Raw genomic sequence first — 24,206 nt, 5'->3', positions numbered from 1 at the left:
GCAGACATGGGTATCCGCAAGTACAAGCCGACGACCCCCGGTCGTCGCGGCGCCAGTGTCTCGGACTTCGCCGAGATCACGCGGTCGACGCCGGAGAAGTCGCTGATCCGCCCCCTGCACGGCAAGGGCGGGCGCAACGCGCACGGCAGGATCACCACCCGGCACAAGGGTGGCGGTCACAAGCGCGCGTATCGCCTGATCGACTTCCGGCGCAACGACAAGGACGGTGTGCCCGCCAAGGTCGCGCACATCGAGTACGACCCCAACCGCACCGCGCGCATCGCGCTGCTGCACTACGCCGACGGCGAGAAGCGCTACATCATCGCGCCGAACAAGCTGTCGCAGGGCGACCCGATTGAGAACGGCCCCCGTGCCGACATCAAGCCGGGCAACAACCTGCCGCTGCGCAACATCCCGGTCGGCACCGTGATCCACGCGATCGAGCTCCGCCCCGGTGGCGGCGCCAAGATCGCGCGGTCCGCGGGCGCGAGCGTGCAGCTGGTGGCCAAGGACGGCCCGTACGCCCAGCTGCGGATGCCCTCGGGCGAGATCCGCAACGTGGACGTGCGCTGCCGCGCCACCGTTGGTGAGGTCGGCAACGCCGAGCACTCCAACATCAACTGGGGCAAGGCGGGCCGGATGCGCTGGAAGGGCAAGCGCCCGACCGTCCGCGGTGTCGCCATGAACCCGGTCGACCACCCGCACGGTGGTGGTGAGGGCAAGACCTCCGGTGGTCGCCACCCGGTGAACCCGGCCGGTAAGCCCGAGGGCCGCACCCGTCGCAACAAGCCGAGCGACAAGTTGATCGTCCGCCGTCGCCGTACCGGCAAGAACAAGCGCTGAGCAGGGAGGTAGAAGAATATGCCACGCAGCCTGAAGAAGGGCCCGTTCGTGGACGACCACCTGCTCAAGAAGGTGGACGTGCTCAACGAGTCGGGCAAGAAGACCGTCATCAAGACCTGGTCCCGCCGGTCCACGATCATCCCGGACATGCTGGGCCACACCATCGCGGTGCACGACGGCCGCAAGCACGTCCCGGTGTTCGTCTCCGAGGCCATGGTGGGTCACAAGCTGGGCGAGTTCGCCCCGACCCGCACGTTCAAGGGCCACATCAAGGACGACCGCAAGGCCCGTCGCCGCTAGCAGGCGGCTCGATCACCAGAGCAAGCTGTAAAGAGAGCAAGGGAAGCAGCGATGAACGCCCGTAACGATGCCGAGGCGCAGGAAGAGTTTCCGCGCGCCGTGGCTCGGGCTCGCTACGTTCGCGCCACGCCGATGAAGGTGCGCCGCGTCGTCGAGCTCATCAGGGGACGTAGCGCAAGCGAGGCCCTGGCCGTGCTCCGGTTCGCGCCGCAGGCAGCCAGTGAGCCGGTCGCGAAGGTGCTCGCCAGCGCCGTCGCCAACGCCGAGAACAACCTCAACCTCGACCCCGACACCCTTTGGGTGTCCGTGGCGTACGTGGACGAGGGCCCCACGCTGAAGCGGTTCCGGCCGCGGGCGCAGGGTCGGGCGTACCGGATCCGCAAGCGCACGAGCCACATCACGGTCGAGGTCGAGTCCCGGCCGGTGCAGAAGCCGCAGGCCGCCAAGGCTCGCAAGACGAGCACGAAGGGTGGTGCCCGCTAGATGGGGCAGAAGATCAACCCGCACGGCTTCCGGCTCGGGATCACCACCGACTGGCGGTCCCGCTGGTACGCCGACAAGCAGTACGCGGAGTACGTGGCGGAGGACGTCAAGATCCGCCGCCTGCTGTCCAAGGGCATGGAGCGCGCCGGTATCTCCCGCGTGGAGATCGAGCGCACCCGTGACCGCGTGCGGGTGGACATCCACACCGCCCGCCCGGGCATCGTCATCGGCCGCCGCGGCGCCGAGGCGGACCGCATCCGCGGTGAGCTGGAGAAGCTCACCAAGAAGCAGGTCCAGCTCAACATCCTCGAGGTCAAGAACCCCGAGTCGGACGCCCAGCTGGTCGCCCAGGTGACCGCCGAGCAGCTGTCCAACCGCGTGTCCTTCCGGCGCGCGATGCGCAAGGCCATCCAGTCGGCCATGCGCTCGCCGCAGGTCAAGGGCATCCGGGTGCAGTGCGGTGGCCGTCTCGGCGGCGCCGAGATGTCCCGCTCGGAGCACTACCGCGAGGGTCGCGTCCCGCTGCACACGCTGCGCGCGGACATCGACTACGGCTTCTTCGAGGCGCGCACCACCTTCGGCCGCATCGGCGTGAAGGTGTGGATCTACAAGGGTGAGGTCGTCGGCGGTCGGCGCGAGTCCGACGCCCGCTCGGCCGCCCCGGACGCCCGGCGCGAGCCGCGGCGTGAGCGCCCGAACCGCGCCCGCCGCTCGGGCGCCTCGGGCACCACCGCCACCAGCACCGAGGCGGGCCGTGCGGCCGCCGAGGCTCAGACGAAGGTGGACGCTCCGGCAGCGGACGCGCCCACCACGGGTAATGGGGAGGGCTGAGTAGTGCTCATCCCGCGCAGGGTCAAGCACCGCAAGCAGCACCACCCGAAGCGGTCCGGTGCTGCCAAGGGCGGCACGAAGGTCACCTTCGGCGAGTTCGGCATCCAGGCTCTCGAGCCCGCTTACGTGACGAACCGCCAGATCGAGTCCGCCCGTATCGCCATCAACCGGCACATCCGCCGTGGCGGCAAGGTCTGGATCAACATCTTCCCGGACCGCCCGCTCACCAAGAAGCCCGCCGAGACCCGCATGGGTTCCGGCAAGGGCTCGCCGGAGTACTGGGTGGCCAACATCAAGCCGGGTCGCGTCATGTTCGAGATGAGCTTCCCGAACGAGCAGATCGCGCGCGAGGCACTGCGCCGCGCGATCCACAAGCTCCCGATGAAGTGCCGGATCGTCACGCGTGAGGGTGGTGACTTCTAGGATGGCCAGCACAGGGGCGGGGACCGCTTCCGACCTGCGTGAGCTCACTGAAGAGGAGCTCGTGCTGCGTCTGCGGGAGTCGAAGGAAGAGCTGTTCAACCTTCGTTTCCAGATGGCGACCGGGCAGCTGGACAACAACCGTCGGCTGCGCACCGTGCGGCACGACATCGCCCGGATCTACACCGTGATGCGCGAGCGCGAGCTCGGCCTCTCGGCGTCCCCTGACGGGACGAGCAATGAAGGTGCCGCATGAGTGAGAACGAGACCGTGACCACCGAGGCCTCGGCCGCCGAGGTCCGCAACAACCGCAAGGTCCGCGAGGGCCTGGTCGTGTCCGAGAAGATGGACAAGACCATCGTCGTGGCCCTCGAGGACCGCAAGAAGCACCCGCGGTACGCGAAGGTCCTGCGCTCCACCACCAAGGTGAAGGCGCACGACGAGGCGAACACCGCCGGTGTCGGCGACCGCGTGCTGATCATGGAGACCCGACCGCTGTCGGCCACCAAGCGGTGGCGCCTGGTCGAGATCCTCGAGAAGGCCAAGTAAACCCGTAGTTCCACGAGCAAGGCCGAGCCTGTCAGGTCGGAAATCTGGCAGGCCAAGAATGGTCAGGGAGTAAGCAGTGATCCAGCAGGAGTCGCGGCTCCGGGTCGCCGACAACACCGGTGCGAAGGAAATCCTTTGCATCCGTGTTCTCGGTGGTTCCGGTCGCCGCTACGCGGGTATCGGCGACATCATCGTCGCCACCGTCAAGGACGCGATGCCAGGTGCCGGTGTGAAGAAGGGTGACGTGGTCAAGGCCGTCATCGTCCGCACCGTCAAGGAGCGTCGCCGCCCGGACGGCTCGTACATCCGGTTCGACGAGAACGCCGCCGTCCTCATCAAGAACGAGGGCGAGCCGCGCGGGACCCGCATCTTCGGCCCGGTGGGCCGCGAGCTGCGCGACAAGAAGTTCATGAAGATCATCTCGCTGGCGCCGGAGGTGCTCTGACATGAAGATCAAAAAGGGCGACACCGTCGTTGTCATCTCCGGCAAGGACAAGGGCGCGAAGGGCAAGGTCATCCAGGCCTACCCGACCACCAGCAAGGTCCTGGTCGAGGGCGTCAACCGGATCAAGAAGCACACCCGGGTCACCCAGACCCAGCGCGGCGCGCAGTCCGGCGGCATCGTGACCCAGGAAGCCCCCATCCACGTCAGCAACGTGATGCTGGTGTCGGAGGGCAAGGCGGTCCGGGTCGGCTACAAGTTCAACGAGGACGGCCGCAAGGTCCGCATCGCTCGCGGTGCCGGTAACGGGAAGGAGATCTGATCATGACCACCACTGAGAAGATCGTCCCGCGGTTGAAGACCCGGTACCGCGACGAGATCGTCACCGCCCTGCGCGGCGAGTTCGACTACAGCAACATCATGCAGATCCCCGGCGTGGTGAAGGTCGTCGTCAACATGGGCGTCGGCGACGCCGCCCGCGACGGCAAGCTGATCGAGGGCGCGGTCCGCGACCTGGCCACCATCACCGGTCAGAAGCCCGAGGTCCGCAAGGCCCGCAAGTCCATCGCGCAGTTCAAGCTGCGCGAGGGCATGCCGATCGGCGCCCGGGTCACCCTGCGCGGCGACCGCATGTGGGAGTTCCTCGACCGCCTGCTGACGATCGCGCTGCCGCGTATCCGCGACTTCCGCGGCCTGTCGGGCAAGCAGTTCGACGGCAACGGCAACTACACCTTCGGTCTCAACGAGCAGTCGATGTTCCACGAGATCGACCCCGACTCGATCGACCGCCAGCGCGGCATGGACATCACCATCGTGACCACCGCGATCAACGACGTGGAAGGTCGGGCGCTGCTCAAGCACCTCGGCTTCCCGTTCAAGGAGAACTGATCCATGGCGAAGAAGGCGCTGGTTGCCAAGGCCGCTCGCAAGCCCAAGTTCGGCGTGCGTGCCTACACCCGCTGCAGCCGCTGCGGTCGTCCGCACTCGGTGTTCCGCAAGTTCGGCCTGTGCCGGATCTGCCTGCGGCAGATGGCGCACCGCGGCGAGCTGCCCGGTGTGACCAAGTCCAGCTGGTAGCCAAGTCCGGCTGGTAGCGAGACCCCCCTCTCGCGGCGCGAGTCCGCTCGCCGCCCGCGAGGATCGCAACACCGCAGGCCCGAGAGGGAACCACGGTGAGAAAGGTTGCCAGGTCACCATGACGATGACCGACCCGATCGCAGACTTCTTGACCCGTCTGCGCAATGCCAACTCGGCATACCACGACCAGGTCGTGCTGCCGCACAGCAAGCTCAAGGCGAACATCGCCGAGATCTTGCAGCGTGAGGGCTACATCGCGGGGTACCGCGATGAGGACGGCGAGAAGGGCAAGAACCTCGTCGTCGAGCTGAAGTACGGCCCGAACCGCGAGCGCAGCATCGCGGGTCTGCGCCGGGTGTCCAAGCCCGGTCTGCGGGTTTACGCGAAGTCGACCAACCTGCCGAAGGTCCTCGGCGGCCTGGGCGTGGCGATCATCTCCACGTCCGGTGGCCTGCTGACCGACCGCCAGGCGGGCAAGCAGGGCGTGGGCGGCGAAGTCCTCGCGTACGTCTGGTAAGGGGGAAAACGAATGTCTCGCATCGGAAGGCTTCCGATCCCCGTCCCGGCCGGGGTTGACGTCACCATCGAGGGCCAGCAGGTCAGCGTGAAGGGTCCCAAGGGCACCCTCGCGCTCACCGTGGCCGAGCCGATCGTCGTCGCGCGTGCCGAGGACGGCACGCTCGAGGTCACCCGGCCCAACGACGAGCGCCAGAACCGTGCCCTGCACGGCCTGACCCGCTCGCTGGTCAACAACGTCGTGGTCGGCGTCACCGCCGGGTACGAGAAGAAGATGGAGATCCACGGCGTCGGTTACCGCGTCGTGGCCAAGGGTTCGGACCTGGAGTTCGCGCTCGGTTACAGCCACCCGGTGAAGGTTCCCGCTCCCGAAGGCATCACCTTCGCGGTGGAGAGCCCCACCAAGTTCTCCGTCTCGGGCATCGACAAGCAGCGGGTCGGCGAGGTCGCGGCCAACATCCGCAAGCTGCGCAAGCCCGACCCGTACAAGGGCAAGGGCGTGCGGTACGCGGGCGAGAAGATCCGCCGCAAGGTCGGAAAGACGGGTAAGTGATCATGAGCGAAGCGACTGTCACCAAGCGCAAGCCGGTGGGCAAGGACATCTCCACCGCCCGGCGCGTCTCCAAGACCCGCAGGCACTTCCGGCTCCGCAAGAAGGTCAGCGGAACCACGGAGCGCCCGCGCCTGGTCGTGCACAGGTCCGCGCGGCACATCACCGCGCAGATCATCGACGACCTGGCGGGCCACACCCTCGCGAGCGCGTCCAGCCTCGAGGCGGACGTGCGCGCGGTCGATGGCGACAAGAAGGCCCGCGCGGCCAAGGTCGGTGCCCTGCTCGCTGGTCGGGCCAAGGACGCCGGGATCGCCAAGGTCGTCTTCGACCGGGGCGGCAACAAGTACACCGGCCGGATCGCCTCGCTGGCCGACTCGGCCCGCGAAGCGGGGCTGGAGTTCTGATGAAGAGCAACAAGGGAAGGAACGCCTGATGCCGGGACGTACGCGGCAGTTCGGCGGCCAGGGCGGCCCGGGCGGCGGTCAGGGTGGCAGTGGCGGCAACGACCGCGGTGAGCGTCGTGACCGCAGGGATCGCCGGGACGGCGGTGGCCGTGGCGCCCCCGCCGAGAAGACCCCGCACCTCGAGCGCGTCGTGGCGATCAACCGCGTCGCCAAGGTCGTGAAGGGCGGTCGTCGCTTCAGCTTCACCGCCCTGGTGGTCGTCGGCGACGGCGACGGCATGGTCGGTGTCGGCTACGGCAAGGCCAAGGAGGTGCCCGCCGCGATCGCCAAGGGCGTCGAGGAGGCGAAGAAGAACTTCTTCCGCGTCCCGCGCATCGGCGGCACCATCCCGCACCCGATCCAGGGTGAGAAGGCCGCGGGCGTCGTGCTGCTCCGCCCGGCAAGCGCCGGTACCGGCGTCATCGCCGGTGGTCCGGTCCGCGCGGTGCTGGAGTGCGCGGGCGTGCACGACGTGCTGTCGAAGTCGCTCGGCTCCGACAACGCGATCAACATCGTGCACGCGACCATGGCCGCCCTGCGCGGCCTGCAGCGCCCGGAGGAGGTCGCGGCCCGCCGCGGCCTGCCGCTGGAGGATGTCGCTCCCGCGGGCATGCTGCGCGCCCGTGCGGCGGCGCAGACGGCCGGATCGGGGGCGTGACCATGGCTCAGCTCAAGGTGACCCAGGTCAAGAGCTCCATCGGCACCAAGCGCAACCACCGTGAGTCCCTCCGCACCCTGGGCCTGCGCAAGATCCGGCAGACCACGGTCCGCGAGGACACTCCCCAGGTGCGCGGCCTGATCCACACCGTCCGCCACCTCGTCACCGTCGAGGAGGTCGACTGATGGCTATCAAGATCCACCACCTGCGTCCGGCTCCCGGCGCCAAGACCGACAAGATCCGCGTCGGTCGCGGTGAGGGCTCCAAGGGCAAGACCGCCGGTCGCGGTACCAAGGGCACCAAGGCGCGCAAGAACGTCCCCGCGCGCTTCGAGGGTGGCCAGATGCCGATCCAGATGCGGCTCCCGAAGCTCAAGGGCTTCAAGAACCGCTTCCGGGTCGAGTACCAGGTCGTCAACGTCGGCGACGTGGCCACGGCCTTCCCCGACGGCGGCACCGTGGGCATCGCCGACCTGGTCCACGCCGGGCTGGTCCGCAAGGGCTCCCTGGTCAAGGTCCTGGGCAACGGCGACCTCAACGGCGTCAAGCTCGACATCACCGCGGACAAGTTCTCGGCCAGCGCGGCCGAAAAGCTCACCGCGGCGGGCGGCACCGCCACGAAGGTCTAGACCCAGCACAGCTACAAACCGAGGCCGGGCACGCACAGCGTGCCCGGCCTCGGCGCGTTCCAGGAAGCCCAGGCGGCGAGCGGGAGAAGTGAGGAGGAAGGGAGGAAGAGGGGAGAGGAAGGAGGAGAGGGGGAGAAAGAGGGCCAGAGGGAGAGAGCCAGAGGGAGAGGACCAGAGGGAGAGGGCGAGGGGAGGAAGACAGAGAAGAGTCAGAAAGAGGAAGAGACGAACGAAAACGTTTCCCCCCCTGGAAGGCGAGTGAAGGCCGACCCCCGCTGGTACCGCTGCCGAAGGCGGACCACGCTGGTTCCGCAGCGGTGAGGCCGACCCCGCTGGAACGCAAGTCCCGCTACGGATGCTCGATCTAGTGGACTCGCTTCGTGTGGGGGGAGAGCACCGCTAAACTTGCCGTGTGGTGGGGATGCCCTTCACCCGCCCTTTTTTCACCACCGCGGTGCTCTAGGGGCCCCACACGAAGTGAGTTCACTAGATCGAGCCCCGCTTCTAACCCGGGCAACGAAGACGGCAACACCAAGGCGACTCCTAGATCGAGCCCCCGCTTCTAACCCGGGCAACCCAGGGCCGCTAGACCCAACCAGGGCAACACAGCGCCACAGCCCGACCACGCCCCAGGGCCGCAGCGCCAAACGCCGCCCAAGCCACAAGCACAACTGGTGATTTCCCGGTTAACCCCTTAGAACCAGCACCCATCGGATGATAGGACTAGCGGCCATGTGGCTGCTCGTCTTCCTCGGTGCCGCGTTCCTGGTCGCTATGACCCCGGGCGCCAACAACCTGCTCGGCATGCACCACGGCATGCGCTACGGGACCGCCCGCGGTGTCGCCGCCCTCTTCGGCAGGCTCACCGGGTTCGCCCTGCTCATCGCGGCCGTGGCCGCCGGTCTCGGCAGCCTCTTGGCCGCCTCCGAGACCGCGCTCACCGTGATCAAGTGGGTCGGTGTCGCCTACCTGCTCTGGCTCGGCGGCCGCATCCTCTACACCAGCTTCCGCGCGGGCCCCGCCCCCGAGGCCGACCTGGACCTGACCCCGGCGCCGACGCTGCTCGCCCTGGCGCGCAAGGAGTTCCTGGTCGCGGTCACCAACCCCAAGGCCGTGCTGATCTTCACCGCGTTCGTCCCGCAGTTCGTCGACCCCGGTCGCGGCGCGGTCGCCGGGCAGGTGCTCCTGCTCGGCGCGGTGTACCTGGTCGCGGAGTTGGCCGCGGGCAGCATCTACGTCGGGATCGGCGCCGTGGTGCGGGTGGTGCGGATGAGCGGGCGGGCGCACCGCCGGATCGACCGCGGTACCGGCGTCGTCCTGTTGGGCCTGGCGGCCCTGTTGGCCACGTCACCCCGCTGAGGCGGTTCGGTGACCAGGTTGTAGGACCCACGGGGTGCTGGACGCGCTGGTGGTGCTGTTAGAGTCGAGAGCACGCTTCGGGGTATAGGCCCCCGAAGCGTTCCTGGCTTGCCAGTACCTGGTGGCCGGGCCCTGTACCCGCCGGCGACCAGCCGGTTAAGCCGTTCACCGGCACAGAGTGCCGGTGACGCCGAGGAGGTTCCTGCGGTGCTCAGCGCCTTCCGCTCGGCTCTCGCGACGCCGGACCTGCGCCGCAAGATCCTGTTCACACTCGGGATCATCGCGATCTATCGCGTGGGTGCAACGCTTCCGTCACCGGGTGTCTCCTACCCCAACGTGCAGAAGTGCATCGAGAGCGTTGACAGCTCGGGCATCTACGGCCTGCTGAACCTGTTCAGCGGCGGTGCCCTGCTGCAGCTGTCCGTTTTCGCGCTGGGGATCATGCCCTACATCACCGCGAGCATCATCATCCAGCTCCTGACGGTGGTCATCCCGCGCTTCGAGCAGCTCAAGAAGGAGGGTCAGGCCGGTCAGGGCAAGCTCACGCAGTACACCCGCTACCTGACCATCGCCCTGGCGATCCTGCAGGCGACCGGCATCGTGGCGATGGCCGACCGCAAGCAGCTCTTCGCCAACTGCCCGGACGACATCATCCCGAACAGCACCGTGTTCACCCTGGCCGTCGTGGTGATCACGATGACCGCGGGTACCGCGATGATCATGTGGTTCGGCGAGCTGATCACCGAGCGCGGTATCGGCAACGGCATGTCGCTGCTGATGTTCGTCAACATCGCCGCCCGGATCCCGGCCGAGGGCGCCAACATCCTCTCCGGCCAGGGCGGCCTGGTGTTCACCGTGGTCTGCGTCTTCGGCCTGGTCATCATCGCCAGCGTCGTGTTCGTCGAGCAGGGCCAGCGCCGGATCCCGGTGCAGTACGCCAAGCGCATGATCGGGCGCCGGATGTACGGCGGCACCTCGACCTACCTGCCGCTCAAGGTGAACCAGGCGGGCGTCATCCCGGTCATCTTCGCCTCGTCGCTGCTCTACCTGCCGGACCTGATCTCGCGCCTGGTCGGCCAGGACAACTCGTGGTGGCAGCAGTTCATCGCCAACCACATCGTGAGCCAGTCCGACTGGGTGCACATCACGGTCTACTTCGCACTGATCATCTTCTTCACGTACTTCTACATCACGATCACGTTCAACGTGAACGAGCGCGCTGACGAGATGCGCAAGTTCGGCGGGTTCATCCCGGGCATCCGACCGGGTCGGCCCACGTCCGAGTACCTGAGCTTCGTGCTGAGCCGGATCACCCTGCCCGGCTCCATCTACCTCGGCATCATCGCTGTGCTGCCGAACTTCTTCCTCGACGTCACCGGTTCCGGCCAGAACCAGAACTTCCCGTTCGGCGGCACCGCGGTGCTGATCATGGTCGGCGTCGGCCTGGACACGGTGAAGCAGATCGAGAGCCAGCTGATGCAGCGCAACTACGAAGGGTTCCTCAAGTGACGCGTGTTGTTCTCGTTGGCCCGCCCGGAGCGGGAAAGGGCACCCAGGCGACCGCGTTGAGCCACGAGCTCGGCGTACCGCACATCTCCACGGGTGACCTCTTCCGGGCGCACATCGCGAACAACACCGAGCTCGGCCAGGACGTCAAGCGCTACCTCGACTCGGGACAGCTGGTCCCGGACGAGGTGACCAACGAGATGGTGCGCGTGCGGCTCGACGAACCGGACGCCCGCGACGGCTTCCTGCTCGACGGCTTCCCGCGCAACGTGGGGCAGGCCGAGGTGCTGGGCAAGATCCTCAGCGCCGCGGACGCCAAGCTGGACGCGGTGGTCGAGTTCAAGATCGACGAGGAACTGGTGGTCGAGCGCCTGCTCGCCCGCGGCCGGGACGACGACAGCGAGTCGGTCATCCGGCACCGGCAGGAGGTCTACCGGTCGGAGACCGCGCCGCTGCTCGACTACTACGGCGACGCGCTCATCACGGTGGACGCCGTCGGCGAGGTCGACGAGATCACCGCGCGGGTGCTCACCGCGCTGCGCGACCGGACGTGACCGGTGGCGTTCTCGGCGGGTTCCGCCTGGCGCTCGCGTCCTGGCGCGCGCGGATGATCGAGATCAAGACCCCGACCCAGCTCGAGGCGATGCGCGCCGCGGGCTTGGTGGTGGCGAAGGCCCTGGCCAACGTCGCCGCCCAGGCCCGCGCGGGCGTGAGCACCGCCGAGCTCGACGAGATCGCCGAGCAGACCATCCGCGACGCCGGGGCCGTGCCGTCCTTCAAGGGCTACCACGGCTTCCCGGCGAGCATCTGCGCCTCGGTGAACGAGCAGATCGTGCACGGCATCCCGGCCAAGACCCAGGTCCTCGCCGACGGCGACCTGATCTCGGTCGACTGCGGCGCCATCCTCGACGACTGGCACGGCGACTCGGCGGTCACCCTGTTCGTCGGCTCGATCGCCGACACCGAGCAGGCGCTCTCGGACGCGACCAGGGCGTCGATGGAGGCGGGCATCAAGGCGGTCACCCCCGGTGCCCGGCTCACCGACATCTCGCACGCGATCGAGACCTCGGTGCACGCCTCCGAGCGGGCACACGGCCGGTCGTACGGCATCGTCCGCGAGTACGGCGGCCACGGCATCGGCAGTGCGATGCACATGGACCCGTTCCTGCCCAACTACGGCAAGCCCGGCAAGGGCCCCCGCCTGCGGGTCGGCATGGCCATCGCCATCGAGCCGATGCTGACCCTGGGCACCGAGGAGACCGTCGAGCTGGAGGACGGCTGGACCGTCGTCACCGCCGACGGCTCCCGCGCGGCGCACTGGGAGCACACGGTCGCCGTCACCGAAGACGGCCCCTGGGTCCTCACCGCCCCGGAGTAGCGCTCAGCGCCGGAAACCGCCCCTCACTGTTGATCACCCGTCGACCTGAGCGCGGGCAGCGGCGAACAGCGTCGCCATGGTCGTGCTCATCCAGTACCGGGCGGTGCTGTTCTCCGGGTACTCCCAAGACCACGGCCACGTGCGCCCCAGCGCGGTGCAGTACTTGCCCGGCCACGCGAGGATGCCCGCGATGGCGTGTTTGCCCTTGCTCTGGCCGAGCAGTTCGGCCAGCTCGTCTCCGCTGAACCGGTGCTCAGGCGCGTCGATCCAGGTCGAGAAGAGGGCGCGCGCGGTTCGGCTGAGCTTCGCCCAGAGAGCGGCCGCGAGCTCGTCGTCTTCAGCCGTCCACGCGGTGGCGACCGCGGGCTCGGTCTCTGCGACGCCTTGTTCGGCGTCGGCGACCCGCCCGCCGAGCCAGGCCCCGTACCAGCTGTAGAACTCGGGCAGTCGGTCGGTCGGGACCGCGACGGTTACATCGGTCGTGTGGGTGTGCATGGAACCTCCCAGGGCTCTTGGATACCTCAAAGCCTACTGGATGGCGGCGGAGATATCCAATACCCCCTGAGAGACATCTCGGAGAGGTGGGGAGCGGGGATGGGTGTTCGACACGGCCCCGCGCGGGACCCGATTTGGGTGCCTGGTGTACACGCGCGTACACTTGACCGCTGGCGCTGTCAAAGCGCCGATTCCGTCGTGCGTGTCGCCCGGTGTGCTGGTTGTTGCCGTGCTGCGTGCTTGGCGGCCAGCTCGAACAAGCCGAAGCTACACCCACAACTGTCACGAAACGCGGAGGACATGGGCAAGAAGGACGGGGCCATCGAGGTCGAAGGCCGCGTGGTCGAGCCACTCCCCAACGCGATGTTCCGCGTCGAGTTGGAGAACGGCCACAAGGTCCTGGCACACATCAGCGGCAAGATGCGGCAGCACTACATCCGCATCCTGCCCGAGGACCGGGTCGTCGTAGAGCTTTCGCCCTACGACCTGTCCCGCGGCCGCATCGTCTACCGCTACAAGTGACCCCCCGGCGAACCAGCCGGGAAGCCACTACTGGTGTCCCCGCTCGTGCGGGGACACGCGGCCGAAGCAGGAGAAAGCAGACGTGAAGGTCAACCCGAGCGTCAAGAAGATCTGCGACAAGTGCAAGGTGATCCGCCGTCACGGGCGGGTCATGGTGATCTGCGAGAACCTGCGCCACAAGCAGCGCCAGGGCTGATCGCCGCCTAGCCGGTCGCGGAACGACGCGACAGCACGAAGACGACCTCCCGCTACCTGTCGGATCACACGGATCCGGCTCACCCCCGGACTTCAGGCCGGGGCCCGGGCAACCGCCCGGGGTGGTGCGGGAGCAGACCTGGAGCGAACTCAAGAGGAGACATCGCCGCAATGGCACGCGTCGCCGGCGTGGACCTCCCCCGCGAAAAGCGGATGGAGATCGCGCTGACCTACATCTTCGGTATCGGTCGGACCCGCTCCAAGGAGCTGCTGACCGCCACCGGAATCAGTCCGGACCTGCGGGCCAAGGACCTGTCCGACGAGGACGTCGTCCGGCTCCGGGAATACATCGAGACCAACTTCAAGGTCGAGGGTGACCTCCGCCGCGAGGTGCAGGCCGACATTCGCCGCAAGATCGAGATCGGCTGCTACGAGGGCCTGCGGTGGCGCCGCGGTCTGCCCGTCCGCGGTCAGCGGACCAAGACCAACGCCCGTACCCGCAAGGGCCCGAAGAAGACGGTCGCAGGCAAGAAGAAGGCCGGAAAGAAGTGACCAAGAGCTGCGAGACCGTGGTCGCCGTCGTTCCCCAACGACGCCGGAACCGGGCCTTCATGGCCCTCACCGTCGCGCCCAAGTGTGCCCGCCCGGCCGCTTTGCGCGAGCTCTACACGGACGCCGGATCAATCATCCGCAACGCAGCTCCTGAGATCACCACCTCGCGCACCAGCTAGGAGAACCCCACAGACATGCCACCGAAGTCCCGTACCGGCACCGGAGTCAAGAAGGTCCGGCGCAAGGAAAAGAAGAACGTCTCGCATGGGCACGCCCACATCAAGAGCACGTTCAACAACACGATCGTCTCGATCACCGACCCGACCGGCGCGGTGATCGCCTGGGCGTCCTCCGGCCACGTCGGCTTCAAGGGCTCCCGCAAGTCGACCCCGTTCGCCGCCCAGATGGCCGCGGAGAGCGCGGCCCGCAAGGCGGCCGAGCACGGCATGAAGAAGGTCGACGTGTTCGTCAAGGGTCCCGGCTCCGGCCGGGAGACCGCGATCCGCTCGCTGCAGGCGGCGGGCCTCGAGGTCGGCACCATCCAGGACGTGACCCCGCAGCCGCACAACGGTTGCCGCCCGCCCAAGCGGCGCCGGGTCTGAGGAACGGGGAGGAATAGCAAGTCATGGCACGTTACACCGGCCCCGCGACCCGCATCTCGCGCAGGCTCAAGGTCGACCTCGTCGGCGGCGACCAGGCGTTCGAGCGTCGTCCCTACCCGCCCGGCCAGCACGGCCGCGGTCGGGTCAAGGAGAGCGAGTACCTGCTCCAGCTGCAGGAGAAGCAGAAGGCGCGCTACACCTACGGCATCCTCGAGCGGCAGTTCCGCAAGTACTACGAGGAGTCCGTGCGCCGCAAGGGCAAGACCGGTGAGGTCCTGCTCCAGCTGCTGGAGTCCCGTTTGGACAACGTGGTCTACCGCGCCGGGCTCGCCCGCACGCGCCGTCAGGCCCGCCAGCTGGTCAGCCACGGTCACTTCATCGTGAACGGCAAGAAGGTCAACATCCCGAGCTTCCAGGTGTCGAAGTTCGACATCATCGACGTGAAGCCCAAGTCGCTGCCGACGCTGCCCTTCGTGGCCGCCAAGGAGTCCTTCGGCGACCGCCCGATCCCGGGCTGGCTGCAGGTCGTGCAGTCCAACCTGCGGATCCTGGTGCACCAGCTGCCCGAGCGCGCGCAGATCGACGTGCCCGTGCAGGAGCAGCTCATCGTCGAGTTCTACTCGAAGTAAGCGAGAACGGGGCGGCGGCGCGGGAGCCGCCGCCCCGGCCGCTCTCCCCGGAGAGCGGCCGTCCCATCACCACCGGCGTCAAATAGCGGGCGCCATCGGGAAGGAAGAACCAAGAAGTGCTCATCTCACAGCGTCCCGGCCTTGCCGAGGAGCCGGTCGTCGAGACCCGCTCCCGCTTCGTCATCGAGCCGCTCGAGCCCGGATTCGGCTACACCCTGGGCAACTCGCTGCGGCGCACCCTGCTGTCCTCGATCCCCGGTGCCTCGGTCACCAGCATCCGCATCGACGGTGTGCTGCACGAGTTCACCACCGTGCCGGGGGTCAAGGAGGACGTCACCGACATCATCCTCAACCTCAAGGAGCTCGTCGTCTCCTCGGAGGAGGACGAGCCGGTGACGATGTACCTGCGCAAGCAGGGCCCCGGTGAGGTCACCGCGGGTGACATCGTGCCGCCCGCCGGTGTCACGGTGCACAACCCCGACCTGCACATCGCCACCCTGAACGGCAAGGGCAAGCTGGAGATCGAGCTCGTCGTCGAGCGCGGTCGCGGCTACGTCCCGGCCGTGCAGAACAAGCAGGCGGGCGCCGAGATCGGCCGGATCCCGGTCGACTCGATCTACTCGCCGGTGCTGAAGGTGACCTACAAGGTCGAGGCCACCCGCGTCGAGCAGCGCACCGACTTCGACAAGCTCATCCTCGACGTCGAGACCAAGCCGTCGATCACCCCGCGCGACGCCGTGGCGTCCGCGGGCAAGACGCTGGTCGAGCTGTTCGGGCTGGCGCGCGAGCTCAACGTCGACGCCGAGGGCATCGAGATCGGCCCCTCGCCGCAGGAGGCGGACACCATCGCCGCCTACGCGATGCCGATCGAGGACCTCGACCTCACCGTGCGCTCCTACAACTGCCTCAAGCGCGAGGGCATCCACACGGTGGGCGAGCTCGTCTCGCGCAGCGAGGCGGACCTGCTCGACATCCGCAACTTCGGGGCGAAGTCGATCGACGAGGTCAAGATGAAGCTCGTCGGCCTCGGCCTCGCGCTCAAGGACAGCCCGCCCGGGTTCGACCCGACCGCGGCCGCCGCGGACTACGCGACCGACAGCTGGTCGGACACCCCGGACACCGGCACCGACGACGGCCAGGACTACGCAGAGACCGAGCAGCTCTAAGTCCATACCGGACTGCTTGAGCAGCGGATTTCCCCAAGGAGCAAGAAATGCCCACCCCAACCAAGGGCGCCCGTCTCGGCGGCGGTCCGGCCCACGAGCGGCTGATCCTGGCGAACCTGGCCACCGCGCTGTTCCAGCACGGCCGGATCACCACCACCGAGGCCAAGGCGAAGCGGCTGCGCCCGTACGCCGAGCGCCTGATCACCAAGGCCAAGGTCGGCGACCTGCACAACCGCCGCGAGATCATGAAGGTGATCCGCGACAAGGACGTCGTGCAGCGCCTGTGCGTCGAGATCGGCCCGTTCTTCAGCGACCGCAAGGGTGGCTACACCCGGATCGTGAAGACCATGCCGCGCAAGGGCGACAACGCCCCCATGGCGGTCATCGAGCTGATCCAGGAGAAGACGGTCACCGCCGAGGCCGAGGCCGCGCGCAAGACCAAGTTCGCCAAGGACACCAAGAAGGTCGACGAGACCCCGAAGACCGAGGCCGCCGACCCGGCGGACGAGGCCCCCTACGGCGAGGGCTCGCACGCCCCGCTGGCGGACGGCTCGGCCCCCGAGGGCTTCTCGATCAAGGGCAACGCCGACTCGATGCTCTACCACGTGCCGGACAGCCAGTTCTACGACCGGACCGTGGCCGAGGTGTGGTTCGCCACCGCCGAGGCGGCCGAGGCGGCCGGTTTCTCGCTGCCCAAGTCGCAGCAGACCGACGCGGCCGAAGAGTCCACTGAGGACAAGTCCTGACCCAGCACGACCCAGCAGACGAGCCCGCCACTCCCCCCGGGGACGGCGGGCTCGTCCGCGTCCGGCTCGACATCGCCTACGACGGCACGGATTTCTCGGGTTGGGCGGTACAACCGGCCCGCCGCACGGTGTGCGGGGTGCTGGAGGAGGCCCTGACCCAGATCCTGCGCCGCCGCGTCCGGCTGACCGTCGCGGGCCGCACCGACGCCGGGGTCCACGCGACGGGCCAGGTGGCGCACATGGACATCCCCAGTGACGTCGACGTGGATGCCTTGGTGCCACGCCTTTCGCGCGCCCTGCCCGTAGATGTGCGCGTCTCCGCCATGCGCCAAGTCCCGCTGGACTTCGACGCCCGCTTCACCGCACTCCGCAGGCACTACGTCTACCGCGTGTGCGACGCCGCTTGGCAGGCCGACCCGCTCACCCGGGGGCACATCGTGCCGTGGCCGCGCCCCCTGGACCTACCGTCCCTGAACGCCGCCTCAACCCTGCTGACCGGCGAACACAACTTCGTCGCCTTCTGCAAACGCCGCGACGGCGCCAGCACGATCCGCGAACTCCAACGTCTCAAGTGGACCCGCACGGGGTCTCTGCTGGAGGCCTGGGTGTCAGCGGACGCCTTCTGCCACTCGATGGTCCGCAGCCTCGTGGGCGCACTGCTGGCGGTGGGAGAAGGGCGCAAACCGGTCGACTGGCCCGCATCCATGCTGAGCGCCACCGAACGCCCCAGCGCGATCTCCGTCGCCCCGGCCCACGGCCTCGCCCTGATCGGCGTCGACTACCCGGCGGACGAGGACCTGGCCGCGAGAGCCCAGGTCACCCGCAACGTACGCACCCGGTGAATCACCTGATGGGGTGAGGTCCGGGTGCGGACTCGGCCTCGGCTTTCGTCGGTCCCCGGTGGTACAAAGAGACCCTGGACTTCGGCTGCGGAGGTGTGATGACCCGGATCGTGGATGTGACCCACACGCAACTCCTTGAGCGCCGCCGTCGGATCCTCGAGACGCGCCGCACCACGCTGGCCGAGATGCACCGGCGGGCTGCCTCCTTCGAGTTGACAGGTGAAGAGTGGGCGGACTGGGACGACCTGCAGGAGATCGGTTTCCTCCTCGGTGAACATGACCCAGCCGCTTGACGATCTCCTGGACGACGGGGTCGCGGTTTTCGCCGACGAGCTCGGCACACTGCTGGGCGGCGTCTTCGCCGACGCCCCCAACGTGGTTGTCGAACGCCTCGATGATCGGCGGGTCGTCCGGCCGGAGACGCCGATCTCGTTGCGCGCCCAAGGCCTGCGGCTGGGCAGGCTCGACATCAGTGTGCGCTGCCGCGTCGACTCCTCCCGGTCGTTCCTCGCGGTCGAGAAGTCGACGATGAAGCTCAGTGCTGACGTCGACCGGGCGCCCATAGTCCGCTGGGACTACGAACGTGACGCGCACAGCAAGCCCACCGCCCACATCCAGGTCCATGGCCACCGTGGCGCCCTCTCCCACCTCCTTGCCCGTGCAGGTCACTCGACCCCGCACAGCATGGAATCCCTGCACCTCCCGGTTGGCGGTGCTCGATTCCGGCCGTGCGTCGAGGACGTCATCGAGTTCTTGGTGCGCGACTGCGGCATGGACGCCGAACCCGGTTGGGAGCACCTCGTTCGAGGTGGTCGGGCACGGTGGCGGCGCTACCAGGCGATGACCGTGGTCAGGGACATGCCCGAGACCGCGGCCACCGCCCTGAGTCGACTGGGTTACACGGTGCTCCCACCCGCTGGTGGACACCCGATGGACGAACCCAAGGCGCTGCACTGCTGGTGACGCCGCGTTCTCGATCAGCCGTTCTGAAGTCGGTCGAGTCGGATGTCTATCGTGCGGGCGGCCCGCCAGTTGGACCTGATCGTGTTGCTCACGCGGTCAGGAGTAGGGCTCCGACGCAGGCCGGTAGTGCTATTGCGGCCAGTCCCAGTCCGGTGAGGGTGAATCTGCGGAGGCTGACGCGCAGTCCGTGTGTGCGGCAGATTTCCAGGCACAGCAGCGTGGCCAGTGAGGCCCACGGGGTCACGATCGGGCCGACGTTCGCTCCCACCAACAGTGCCAGCAAGCGATCCGTTGGTACGGCGGGTTCCACCGCCGCGTAGGCGGGTAGGTTGTTGACCACATTGGACAGTCCGGCTCCGCTCAGGGCCACTCGCAGGGCGTCCGGGTTCGTCCCGACCACCGCGGTCACCAGGTCGGTCAACCCCAATCTGCCCAGTGTTGGCACCACGAGGAACAGGCCGGTCACCAACACCAGCAGTCGCCACGGGACCAGTGTGGGGCGGAGTCGTGGTCGGTCCAGTACCGCGAATGCCGCCACCACGACCAGGGCCGCGCCCAGTGCCGCGAATCCGATCGCGTCGCCGAAGATCGGGATGGCTGCCACGAACAGCACGCACGCCACCGCTGAGATCGCGCACAGGACCGGGTGGTCGGGGCGCAGCGGTTCGGGCGGCACGTACTTCGTGGTCTTGCGCCAGTAGCAGAACCACAGGAACACCAGCGTGACCATGATGGAAACCAGTTGGGGTAGCCACATCCGCGCGGCGAACTCCGTCGCGGACATGGCCACGCGGTCGGCGGCGAGCAGGTTGGTCAGGTTGGACACCGGGAGTAGCAGGCTCGCGGTGTTCGCCAGCCAGATCGTGGTCATGGCCAGTGGTAGCGGTGCCAGTCCGCAGCGTGCCGCCAGTGCCAGGAACACCGGTGTCAGCAGCACCGCGGTGGTGTCGAGGTTGAGGATCGTGGTGGTGAGCGCGGCGAAACCGGCGCACAGCAGGAAGAGCGCCACCCGGTTGCCCCGGCCCAGGATGGCCAGTCGGGTCGCGATGACGTCGAAGACCTGGGCGTACCTGGCCAGGGTCGCCAAGACGATCACACTGGCCAGGAACAGCAGCAGCGGCGCGATCCGGCGCATACTGGCCGCCGCGTCCGTGGCGGGGAGGAGTCCGGTGAGGACGAACAGGACTCCGAGGGCCAGCAGGCCGATTCGGACCCAGTCCAGCGGTTGGATGCGCACGCGCGATGCTCGCAACCTCGCGGGCGAAGCGCAATTCGGCCGAGCCTGACCCGTTCAGTCGCCCCGGCGGACCGGGCCGAGGATCTGCTGCTCCTTCGCCGTGGTGACCAGCCGCAGCGGGCGCCAGAGGTTGCGGCCGAGGGCCACCACCTGGTCGTCGGCGAGGGTGGTCAGCTGCTGCACCATCGGCGGGGGCAGCCGCCAGATGCGGGCCGCCAGCTGGGCCTGGCCGACCGGGAGCCGTTGCAGCAGGACGAGATCCGCCGCGTTGGCCGTCGCGCCTGCCTGCGGGTGCATGTACGGCAGGACGTAAACCGTGGTCTGCCAAGGGGAACGCGGCGGGAACAGCTCCTGCGGTGTCGGACCGCCGTCGTGCACGACCAGCAGGGGGCCGTCCTCGGACGGGCGCGGCAGCTCCACCGGGCTCAACCGGCGGATCTGCACCAGCGGCGCGGGCCGACCGTCCGGAGTGGTCCCGGCGGCCTTCTGCAGCACCTGCCAGGCCGCCGGGCGACCGGTGGCCACGACCACCCACGCGCCCACCGCCATCGCCCGCAAAGCGACCTGTCGGGCCAGGTAGAGCCCGCCGACCAGCACGATCCTGGTCGGTGCGGGCCGCAGCGCCGAGATCGTCAGCGGCTCGCCCGCGAGGCCGGAGCCCAGCACCATGCCGCCGCGGTCGCCGGACGGGCTGACCGCGTCCAGCATCTCCGGCGAGACCAGGAACTCCGGCGCGATGCCGCCCGCGCCGCCCTGGGTGTCCAGCAGCCTGCTCGACCCGCTCATGCCCGTCCTCCCAGCGGCAGCGTCGCCGCCAGCCCGGCCACCTGCAGCCCGCGCAGCGGCGTGAGCGTGATGCCGAGCCGGTCGGAGATCGCGGTCAGCCGGTCGTCGGCGTGCGCCAGCTCCTCCGGCGTCCGGGCGCTGACCCGGACCAGACCGCGCAGGCCGACCTGGCCCTCGTCGGCGCCCGGCGAGATCGACATTGCCACGGTGGCCGACAGCGCGCGTACCCCGGTGAGCGCGTTGAGGCTGGTCGCGACCTTGCCCTGGGGCCAGCCGGTGATCGCGTAGCTGGCGTGCCCGATGCCCGCCGCGGTGACGCCGGTCCAGCGCTCGCGCAGGTTGACCTTGTCGTTCGAGCCCGCCACCCCGGTGAGCTCGGCCGAGGCGATGCCCGCCTTGAGCAGCTCGTCCGGGTCCAGCGGCCGGGTCGGCACGCCGCGTGACTCCAGGGCGTTGCGCACCCGCGACAGCGCGCCGATCAGCGCGCGGTGGGCGCCCACGACGCCGCCGCCGCGCTCGCGCACCGCGGCCGGGCAGCGGCGCGGGTCCAGCCGGACCGCCACCCACGTGGTGCGTCGGGCCACCGCGGACAGCGGGCCGAGAACCTCCAGGTAGGACGCCAGCGCGGGGGAGTTCGGCGGGAGCGCCGCGCTGCCCGGGTAGCAGTGCCAGATCACCTGGATCGCGTCGAGGACCACGCCGCGGTCCTCCAGGCACGGCGCCAGCGCGCCCAGCGGCAGGCTCGGCGTCGAACCGACCTGGCTGACCAGCGCGGGCGCCGGGTCGACCAGCAGCACCGCGGTCCAGGTGCCCTCGTGCCAGGCCAGGCCCAGCGGCCTGCGCTCGTGGTCGACGCCGTGCGCCACCACCAGGTCGGGGACGGCCAGCCGCAGCAGGCTGACCCGCGCGTCGTCCGGGCCGGTGACCGCGGCGCCGTCCTCGGCGGCCAGGTTCTCGATGGTCACCGGGCTCGGCGGCTTGCTCACCCGGGAGTGCGAACGGAAGGTGTAGCGGACCGTCAGACCGACCCACTGGGTGAACCAACGGCCGCGCCAGCGCAGGAATGCCACGATCAGGGCAACGGCGGCGATACCGATGGCGATGTAGCGCAGGTTCAGGTTGACGGCCAGCAAGATCAGGCCGATCGCCACGCCGAGCTCGAGGACGATCAGGTTCGCCACCGGGAGCGCGCCGAGGCTCGCGCCGCGGTTGCGCCTGCGGGCCGCGACCTTGGTGCGCGGTCCGCTCGGCTGCGGCGGCTCGGCCGCTGGCGGTCTACCGGGCGGGGGTGCACCAGGACCACCAGGACCGTTAGGACCACCGGGTCCACCAGGACCACTTGGGCCACCCGGTCCGCCAGGGCTGCCTGGTCCTCCCGGACCGCCAGCGCTGCCTTGTGCACCCGGTCCGTTCGGGGCGTTGTGCCTACCGGAATTACCGGGCCCGGTGGGGCCGCCTGCACCACCGGGTCCGTTAGGGGCGCCGGGGTTCGCGGGGCCACCGGGACCGTTAGGACCACCGGGACCAGCCGGTCCACCTGGACCGCCCGGACCGCGTCGCGGTGGCTGGCCGGGGGGAGGCGTGCGGCCCTGTCGTGGAGGAGTGGTCACCGACATCCGCTCGTTCTCTTCCCCTCAAGCTCGGTGCGCGCGGAGTTGTCCACAGCTTTGGTGGAGAACCCACATGTGGCCGACACGGTACGGCTATCCTGCGAAACGGTACCGCGACGGGGAGAGCAGCAGGCCACGAATGCCATCAACACCCACCACGAAGTCACAGGTCCAGGCCTACCGCTTCGTCCTGCGCAGGATGCAGTCCGCCTTGGTGCGCAAGGACGCGGTGATGCTGCACGACCCGATGCGCACGCACACCCGCGCCACCGTCGTCGGGGTCTGCCTGGCCGCGGTGGGCGTGGTCGGCTTCCTGGTCTACGGCCTGCTCAGCCCGGCGCCGAAGGTCCCGGACAAGCCCGGGATCATCATCGCCGAGCCCTCCGGGGCGGTGTACGTGCTGCTCACCAACACCGAGAAGGGCAAGGTCCTCGTCCCCACCTTCAACCTCGCCTCGGCCCGGCTGCTGCTGCTCGCGCGCTCCAACCCCGGCGCCCAGCAGCAGCCCGGCAGCCAGACCGAGGGCGGTGGTGACGCGGGTCCGGCCCCCGCCGAGGTCATCCCGGACGCCAAGCTCGTCGACATCCCGCGCGACCGGCTCACCGGTATCCAGGACGGCCCGCAGCTGCTGCCCGAGAAGGGCCAGCGCATCGGCAGCGACTGGGCGGTCTGCGACGACTACCAGCTCGACCCGACGCTGATCAACCCGGCCAGCGAGAACAAGATCGAGACCACCGTGGCCGCGGGCGTCACCGAACTCGGCCCCGAGCTGGCCGAGAACGAGGCGCTGCTGGTCAAGTCGCCGACCGGCAAGGCGTACCTGGTCTACCGCACGCCCGCCACGGCCAACATCAAGAACGCCAACACCGTGCGCGCCGAGGTCGACATGACCAAGGGCAACGTCCGCTCCGCGCTCAACCTCAAGGAGAGCGCGATCCGCGGCATCAGCACCGGCCTGCTCAACGCGATCCCCGAGGCCCCCGCGCTGGCCCCGCCGACCATCCCCGGCCAGGGTTCGGGCAGCCAGGTCAACATCAACAACCTGCCGGTCGGCTCGGTCGTGCAGGTCGAGCGCGCGGGCCAGACCGACTACTACGTGCTGCTGCAGAACGGCGTGCAGCAGATCAAGAAGACCACCGCCGACCTGATCCGCTTCACCGCCACCGCGGGCGGCGCCGAGATCACCAAGGTCCGCCCCGACCAGATCCCGGCCGCGCCCAGCCAGGGCACCATCGACGACACCACGTTCCCGCAGGTCATCCCGGAGGCGCTGGCGCCCGCGAACTACCCGGTCGCCTGCCTGGGCTGGAACGTCGTCGGCGAGGGCCCCAACGCCGACCAGCACACCGAGGTCCACGTCGGCAAACAGCTCCCGCTCCCGCGCAACGCCACCGGCAAGCCCGCGTCGATCGACGTCAGCAGCCCCAGCGCCGACGGCCAGCGGCTGCACCACTTCTACATGCCCCCTGGCCGCGCGGCGGTGGTCCGCGGCGCGACCTCGCAGCAGGACTTCCGCACCGGTCCGATCTACCTGATCTCCGACCGCGGCGTGAAGTTCGGCGTCCCCGACCAGCGCACCGCGGTGGCCCTTGGCCTCACCGAGCAGCTGCCCGCACCCGACGCCATCGTCCGCCTGCTTCCCAACGGCGCGTCCCTGAACACCCGGGATGTCCTGCAGACCTACGACGTCGTCCCGGTGGCCCCCGGCCAGTTCCCCTCCACCACCCAGGCCGCCGCCCCCCAACCCCAAACCCCCACCGGGGGCGGCTGACCCCGCTAGTCCGGTGGTTGTTGCACGCCGCACCCCATCGAGCCCACAACGCGAGCACCGGGGCCAACATCCAGCAGAGCGGCACCCGGCAAGCCCCAACGGGC

At 68.9% G+C, this 24,206-nt stretch carries 38 protein-coding genes; 34 read left to right on the top strand and 4 right to left on the bottom strand.

Annotation, left to right across the window (positions count from 1 at the left end):
- Positions 1-6: 6 nt before the first annotated feature.
- From rplB to map, 22 genes are all read left to right on the top strand, one after another.
- Positions 7-843: a 50S ribosomal protein L2 gene (gene rplB, locus QSK30_RS17635; RefSeq protein ID WP_285504087.1), complete on the top strand. Its 837-nt coding sequence runs from the start codon at positions 7-9 to the stop codon at positions 841-843.
- Between the two features lie 18 nt (positions 844-861).
- A complete protein-coding gene (rpsS, locus tag QSK30_RS17630; RefSeq protein WP_092777667.1) occupies positions 862-1,143 on the top strand; it encodes a 30S ribosomal protein S19 in 282 nt (93 codons plus the stop codon).
- 51 nt (positions 1,144-1,194) lie between these two features.
- Entirely contained in the window at positions 1,195-1,626 is a 432-nt protein-coding gene (gene rplV, locus QSK30_RS17625) for a 50S ribosomal protein L22 (protein ID WP_285504085.1), read from the top strand.
- Positions 1,627-2,457: a 30S ribosomal protein S3 gene (gene rpsC, locus QSK30_RS17620; RefSeq protein WP_285504084.1), complete on the top strand. Its 831-nt coding sequence runs from the start codon at positions 1,627-1,629 to the stop codon at positions 2,455-2,457. It abuts the gene before it with no gap.
- A 3-nt stretch (positions 2,458-2,460) separates the two neighbouring features.
- Entirely contained in the window at positions 2,461-2,880 is a 420-nt protein-coding gene (gene rplP, locus QSK30_RS17615; protein WP_285504082.1) for a 50S ribosomal protein L16, read from the top strand.
- A gap of 1 nt (position 2,881) precedes the next feature.
- Positions 2,882-3,133 (top strand): 50S ribosomal protein L29, encoded by a 252-nt coding sequence (gene rpmC / locus QSK30_RS17610; protein WP_285504079.1) that lies wholly within the window; start codon positions 2,882-2,884, stop codon positions 3,131-3,133.
- On the top strand, positions 3,130-3,426 hold the full coding sequence (gene rpsQ / locus QSK30_RS17605) for a 30S ribosomal protein S17 (protein WP_285504077.1): 297 nt from the start codon (positions 3,130-3,132) through the stop codon (positions 3,424-3,426). The genes rpmC and rpsQ overlap by 4 nt, the downstream gene beginning before the upstream one ends.
- Positions 3,427-3,502: 76 nt before the next feature.
- Complete coding sequence (gene rplN / locus QSK30_RS17600; protein WP_285504075.1) at positions 3,503-3,871, top strand: 50S ribosomal protein L14; 369 nt, start codon at positions 3,503-3,505, stop codon at positions 3,869-3,871.
- 1 nt (position 3,872) lies between these two features.
- Positions 3,873-4,190 carry a 50S ribosomal protein L24 gene (gene rplX / locus QSK30_RS17595; RefSeq protein WP_285504072.1) on the top strand — a complete coding sequence of 106 codons (318 nt, stop codon included), beginning with the start codon at positions 3,873-3,875 and terminating at the stop codon, positions 4,188-4,190.
- A gap of 2 nt (positions 4,191-4,192) precedes the next feature.
- Positions 4,193-4,756, top strand: coding sequence for a 50S ribosomal protein L5 (gene rplE, locus QSK30_RS17590; protein ID WP_285504070.1), 564 nt, complete (start codon positions 4,193-4,195; stop codon positions 4,754-4,756).
- A 3-nt stretch (positions 4,757-4,759) separates the two neighbouring features.
- Positions 4,760-4,945: a type Z 30S ribosomal protein S14 gene (locus tag QSK30_RS17585; RefSeq protein ID WP_285504069.1), complete on the top strand. Its 186-nt coding sequence runs from the start codon at positions 4,760-4,762 to the stop codon at positions 4,943-4,945.
- Positions 4,946-5,063: 118 nt separating this feature from the next.
- Positions 5,064-5,462: a 30S ribosomal protein S8 gene (rpsH, locus tag QSK30_RS17580; protein ID WP_285504067.1), complete on the top strand. Its 399-nt coding sequence runs from the start codon at positions 5,064-5,066 to the stop codon at positions 5,460-5,462.
- 12 nt (positions 5,463-5,474) lie between these two features.
- The gene (rplF, locus tag QSK30_RS17575; RefSeq protein ID WP_285504065.1) at positions 5,475-6,014 is read left to right on the top strand and encodes a 50S ribosomal protein L6; all 540 of its coding nucleotides are present in this window, start codon (positions 5,475-5,477) and stop codon (positions 6,012-6,014) included.
- Positions 6,015-6,016: 2 nt separating this feature from the next.
- Positions 6,017-6,418 (top strand): 50S ribosomal protein L18, encoded by a 402-nt coding sequence (rplR, locus tag QSK30_RS17570; protein WP_285504064.1) that lies wholly within the window; start codon positions 6,017-6,019, stop codon positions 6,416-6,418.
- Between the two features lie 28 nt (positions 6,419-6,446).
- Positions 6,447-7,115 carry a 30S ribosomal protein S5 gene (gene rpsE, locus QSK30_RS17565; RefSeq protein WP_285504062.1) on the top strand — a complete coding sequence of 223 codons (669 nt, stop codon included), beginning with the start codon at positions 6,447-6,449 and terminating at the stop codon, positions 7,113-7,115.
- Positions 7,116-7,117: 2 nt separating this feature from the next.
- Positions 7,118-7,300 carry a 50S ribosomal protein L30 gene (gene rpmD, locus QSK30_RS17560; RefSeq protein WP_285504225.1) on the top strand — a complete coding sequence of 61 codons (183 nt, stop codon included), beginning with the start codon at positions 7,118-7,120 and terminating at the stop codon, positions 7,298-7,300.
- Positions 7,297-7,743: a 50S ribosomal protein L15 gene (rplO, locus tag QSK30_RS17555; protein WP_285504223.1), complete on the top strand. Its 447-nt coding sequence runs from the start codon at positions 7,297-7,299 to the stop codon at positions 7,741-7,743. Before rpmD ends, rplO begins: the two co-directional genes overlap by 4 nt.
- A gap of 88 nt (positions 7,744-7,831) precedes the next feature.
- Entirely contained in the window at positions 7,832-8,005 is a 174-nt protein-coding gene (locus QSK30_RS17550; protein WP_285504060.1) for a hypothetical protein, read from the top strand.
- A 452-nt stretch (positions 8,006-8,457) separates the two neighbouring features.
- Positions 8,458-9,102, top strand: a complete 645-nt coding sequence (locus tag QSK30_RS17545; protein WP_285504058.1) for a LysE family translocator — start codon at positions 8,458-8,460, stop codon at positions 9,100-9,102.
- A gap of 207 nt (positions 9,103-9,309) precedes the next feature.
- The gene (gene secY / locus QSK30_RS17540) at positions 9,310-10,611 is read left to right on the top strand and encodes a preprotein translocase subunit SecY (protein ID WP_285504056.1); all 1,302 of its coding nucleotides are present in this window, start codon (positions 9,310-9,312) and stop codon (positions 10,609-10,611) included.
- The gene (locus QSK30_RS17535) at positions 10,608-11,162 is read left to right on the top strand and encodes an adenylate kinase (RefSeq protein ID WP_285504054.1); all 555 of its coding nucleotides are present in this window, start codon (positions 10,608-10,610) and stop codon (positions 11,160-11,162) included. Before secY ends, QSK30_RS17535 begins: the two co-directional genes overlap by 4 nt.
- A gap of 53 nt (positions 11,163-11,215) precedes the next feature.
- Positions 11,216-11,986, top strand: a complete 771-nt coding sequence (gene map / locus QSK30_RS17530; RefSeq protein ID WP_285504220.1) for a type I methionyl aminopeptidase — start codon at positions 11,216-11,218, stop codon at positions 11,984-11,986.
- Positions 11,987-12,019: 33 nt separating this feature from the next.
- Here map and QSK30_RS17525 read toward each other — a convergent pair whose 3' ends face one another.
- The gene (locus QSK30_RS17525; RefSeq protein ID WP_285504052.1) at positions 12,020-12,481 is read right to left on the bottom strand and encodes a DUF6416 domain-containing protein; all 462 of its coding nucleotides are present in this window, start codon (positions 12,479-12,481) and stop codon (positions 12,020-12,022) included.
- A gap of 300 nt (positions 12,482-12,781) precedes the next feature.
- Between QSK30_RS17525 and infA the strand changes: the two genes are divergently transcribed.
- The 11 genes from infA (at position 12,782) to QSK30_RS17470 (ending at position 18,698) form a co-directional block, all read left to right on the top strand.
- A complete protein-coding gene (gene infA, locus QSK30_RS17520; protein WP_005166804.1) occupies positions 12,782-13,003 on the top strand; it encodes a translation initiation factor IF-1 in 222 nt (73 codons plus the stop codon).
- Between the two features lie 82 nt (positions 13,004-13,085).
- Positions 13,086-13,199 carry a 50S ribosomal protein L36 gene (gene rpmJ, locus QSK30_RS17515; protein ID WP_018682809.1) on the top strand — a complete coding sequence of 38 codons (114 nt, stop codon included), beginning with the start codon at positions 13,086-13,088 and terminating at the stop codon, positions 13,197-13,199.
- A 170-nt stretch (positions 13,200-13,369) separates the two neighbouring features.
- Positions 13,370-13,750: a 30S ribosomal protein S13 gene (rpsM, locus tag QSK30_RS17510; RefSeq protein ID WP_121389596.1), complete on the top strand. Its 381-nt coding sequence runs from the start codon at positions 13,370-13,372 to the stop codon at positions 13,748-13,750.
- Positions 13,747-13,929 carry a hypothetical protein gene (locus QSK30_RS17505; protein ID WP_092777701.1) on the top strand — a complete coding sequence of 61 codons (183 nt, stop codon included), beginning with the start codon at positions 13,747-13,749 and terminating at the stop codon, positions 13,927-13,929. Before rpsM ends, QSK30_RS17505 begins: the two co-directional genes overlap by 4 nt.
- Positions 13,930-13,944: 15 nt before the next feature.
- Entirely contained in the window at positions 13,945-14,352 is a 408-nt protein-coding gene (gene rpsK, locus QSK30_RS17500) for a 30S ribosomal protein S11 (protein ID WP_285504048.1), read from the top strand.
- 23 nt (positions 14,353-14,375) lie between these two features.
- Positions 14,376-14,981: a 30S ribosomal protein S4 gene (gene rpsD, locus QSK30_RS17495; RefSeq protein WP_285504046.1), complete on the top strand. Its 606-nt coding sequence runs from the start codon at positions 14,376-14,378 to the stop codon at positions 14,979-14,981.
- Positions 14,982-15,097: 116 nt separating this feature from the next.
- Entirely contained in the window at positions 15,098-16,147 is a 1,050-nt protein-coding gene (locus QSK30_RS17490; protein WP_285504045.1) for a DNA-directed RNA polymerase subunit alpha, read from the top strand.
- Between the two features lie 47 nt (positions 16,148-16,194).
- Positions 16,195-16,893 (top strand): 50S ribosomal protein L17, sunset domain variant, encoded by a 699-nt coding sequence (gene rplQ, locus QSK30_RS37160; RefSeq protein WP_502871845.1) that lies wholly within the window; start codon positions 16,195-16,197, stop codon positions 16,891-16,893.
- Positions 16,890-17,735, top strand: coding sequence for a tRNA pseudouridine(38-40) synthase TruA (gene truA / locus QSK30_RS17480; RefSeq protein ID WP_502871847.1), 846 nt, complete (start codon positions 16,890-16,892; stop codon positions 17,733-17,735). The genes rplQ and truA overlap by 4 nt, the downstream gene beginning before the upstream one ends.
- Before the next feature lie 98 nt (positions 17,736-17,833).
- Positions 17,834-18,028: a hypothetical protein gene (locus QSK30_RS17475; RefSeq protein WP_285504044.1), complete on the top strand. Its 195-nt coding sequence runs from the start codon at positions 17,834-17,836 to the stop codon at positions 18,026-18,028.
- On the top strand, positions 18,012-18,698 hold the full coding sequence (locus tag QSK30_RS17470; RefSeq protein WP_285504042.1) for a hypothetical protein: 687 nt from the start codon (positions 18,012-18,014) through the stop codon (positions 18,696-18,698). The genes QSK30_RS17475 and QSK30_RS17470 overlap by 17 nt, the downstream gene beginning before the upstream one ends.
- An 88-nt stretch (positions 18,699-18,786) precedes the next feature.
- On the opposite strand, the gene QSK30_RS17465 is transcribed toward QSK30_RS17470, so the two are convergent.
- The 3 genes from QSK30_RS17465 to eccE are packed head-to-tail and all read right to left on the bottom strand — an operon-like array spanning position 18,787 to position 21,902.
- Positions 18,787-19,935 (bottom strand): ArsB/NhaD family transporter, encoded by a 1,149-nt coding sequence (locus QSK30_RS17465; RefSeq protein ID WP_285504041.1) that lies wholly within the window; start codon positions 19,933-19,935, stop codon positions 18,787-18,789.
- Positions 19,936-19,989: 54 nt separating this feature from the next.
- On the bottom strand, positions 19,990-20,721 hold the full coding sequence (locus QSK30_RS17460; RefSeq protein ID WP_285504040.1) for a hypothetical protein: 732 nt from the start codon (positions 20,719-20,721) through the stop codon (positions 19,990-19,992).
- Entirely contained in the window at positions 20,718-21,902 is a 1,185-nt protein-coding gene (gene eccE / locus QSK30_RS17455) for a type VII secretion protein EccE (protein ID WP_285504039.1), read from the bottom strand. Before eccE ends, QSK30_RS17460 begins: the two co-directional genes overlap by 4 nt.
- A gap of 568 nt (positions 21,903-22,470) precedes the next feature.
- On the opposite strand from eccE, the gene eccB reads away from it, so the two are divergent.
- A complete protein-coding gene (eccB, locus tag QSK30_RS17450; protein ID WP_285504037.1) occupies positions 22,471-24,102 on the top strand; it encodes a type VII secretion protein EccB in 1,632 nt (543 codons plus the stop codon).
- Positions 24,103-24,206 lie beyond the last annotated feature (104 nt).

This window comes from Actinokineospora sp. NBRC 105648 (genome assembly GCF_030269645.1).
Classification (GTDB): domain Bacteria; phylum Actinomycetota; class Actinomycetes; order Mycobacteriales; family Pseudonocardiaceae; genus Actinokineospora.
Note: the sequence above shows the minus strand (reverse complement) of the source record. Positions and strands in the feature narration are given on the sequence as shown.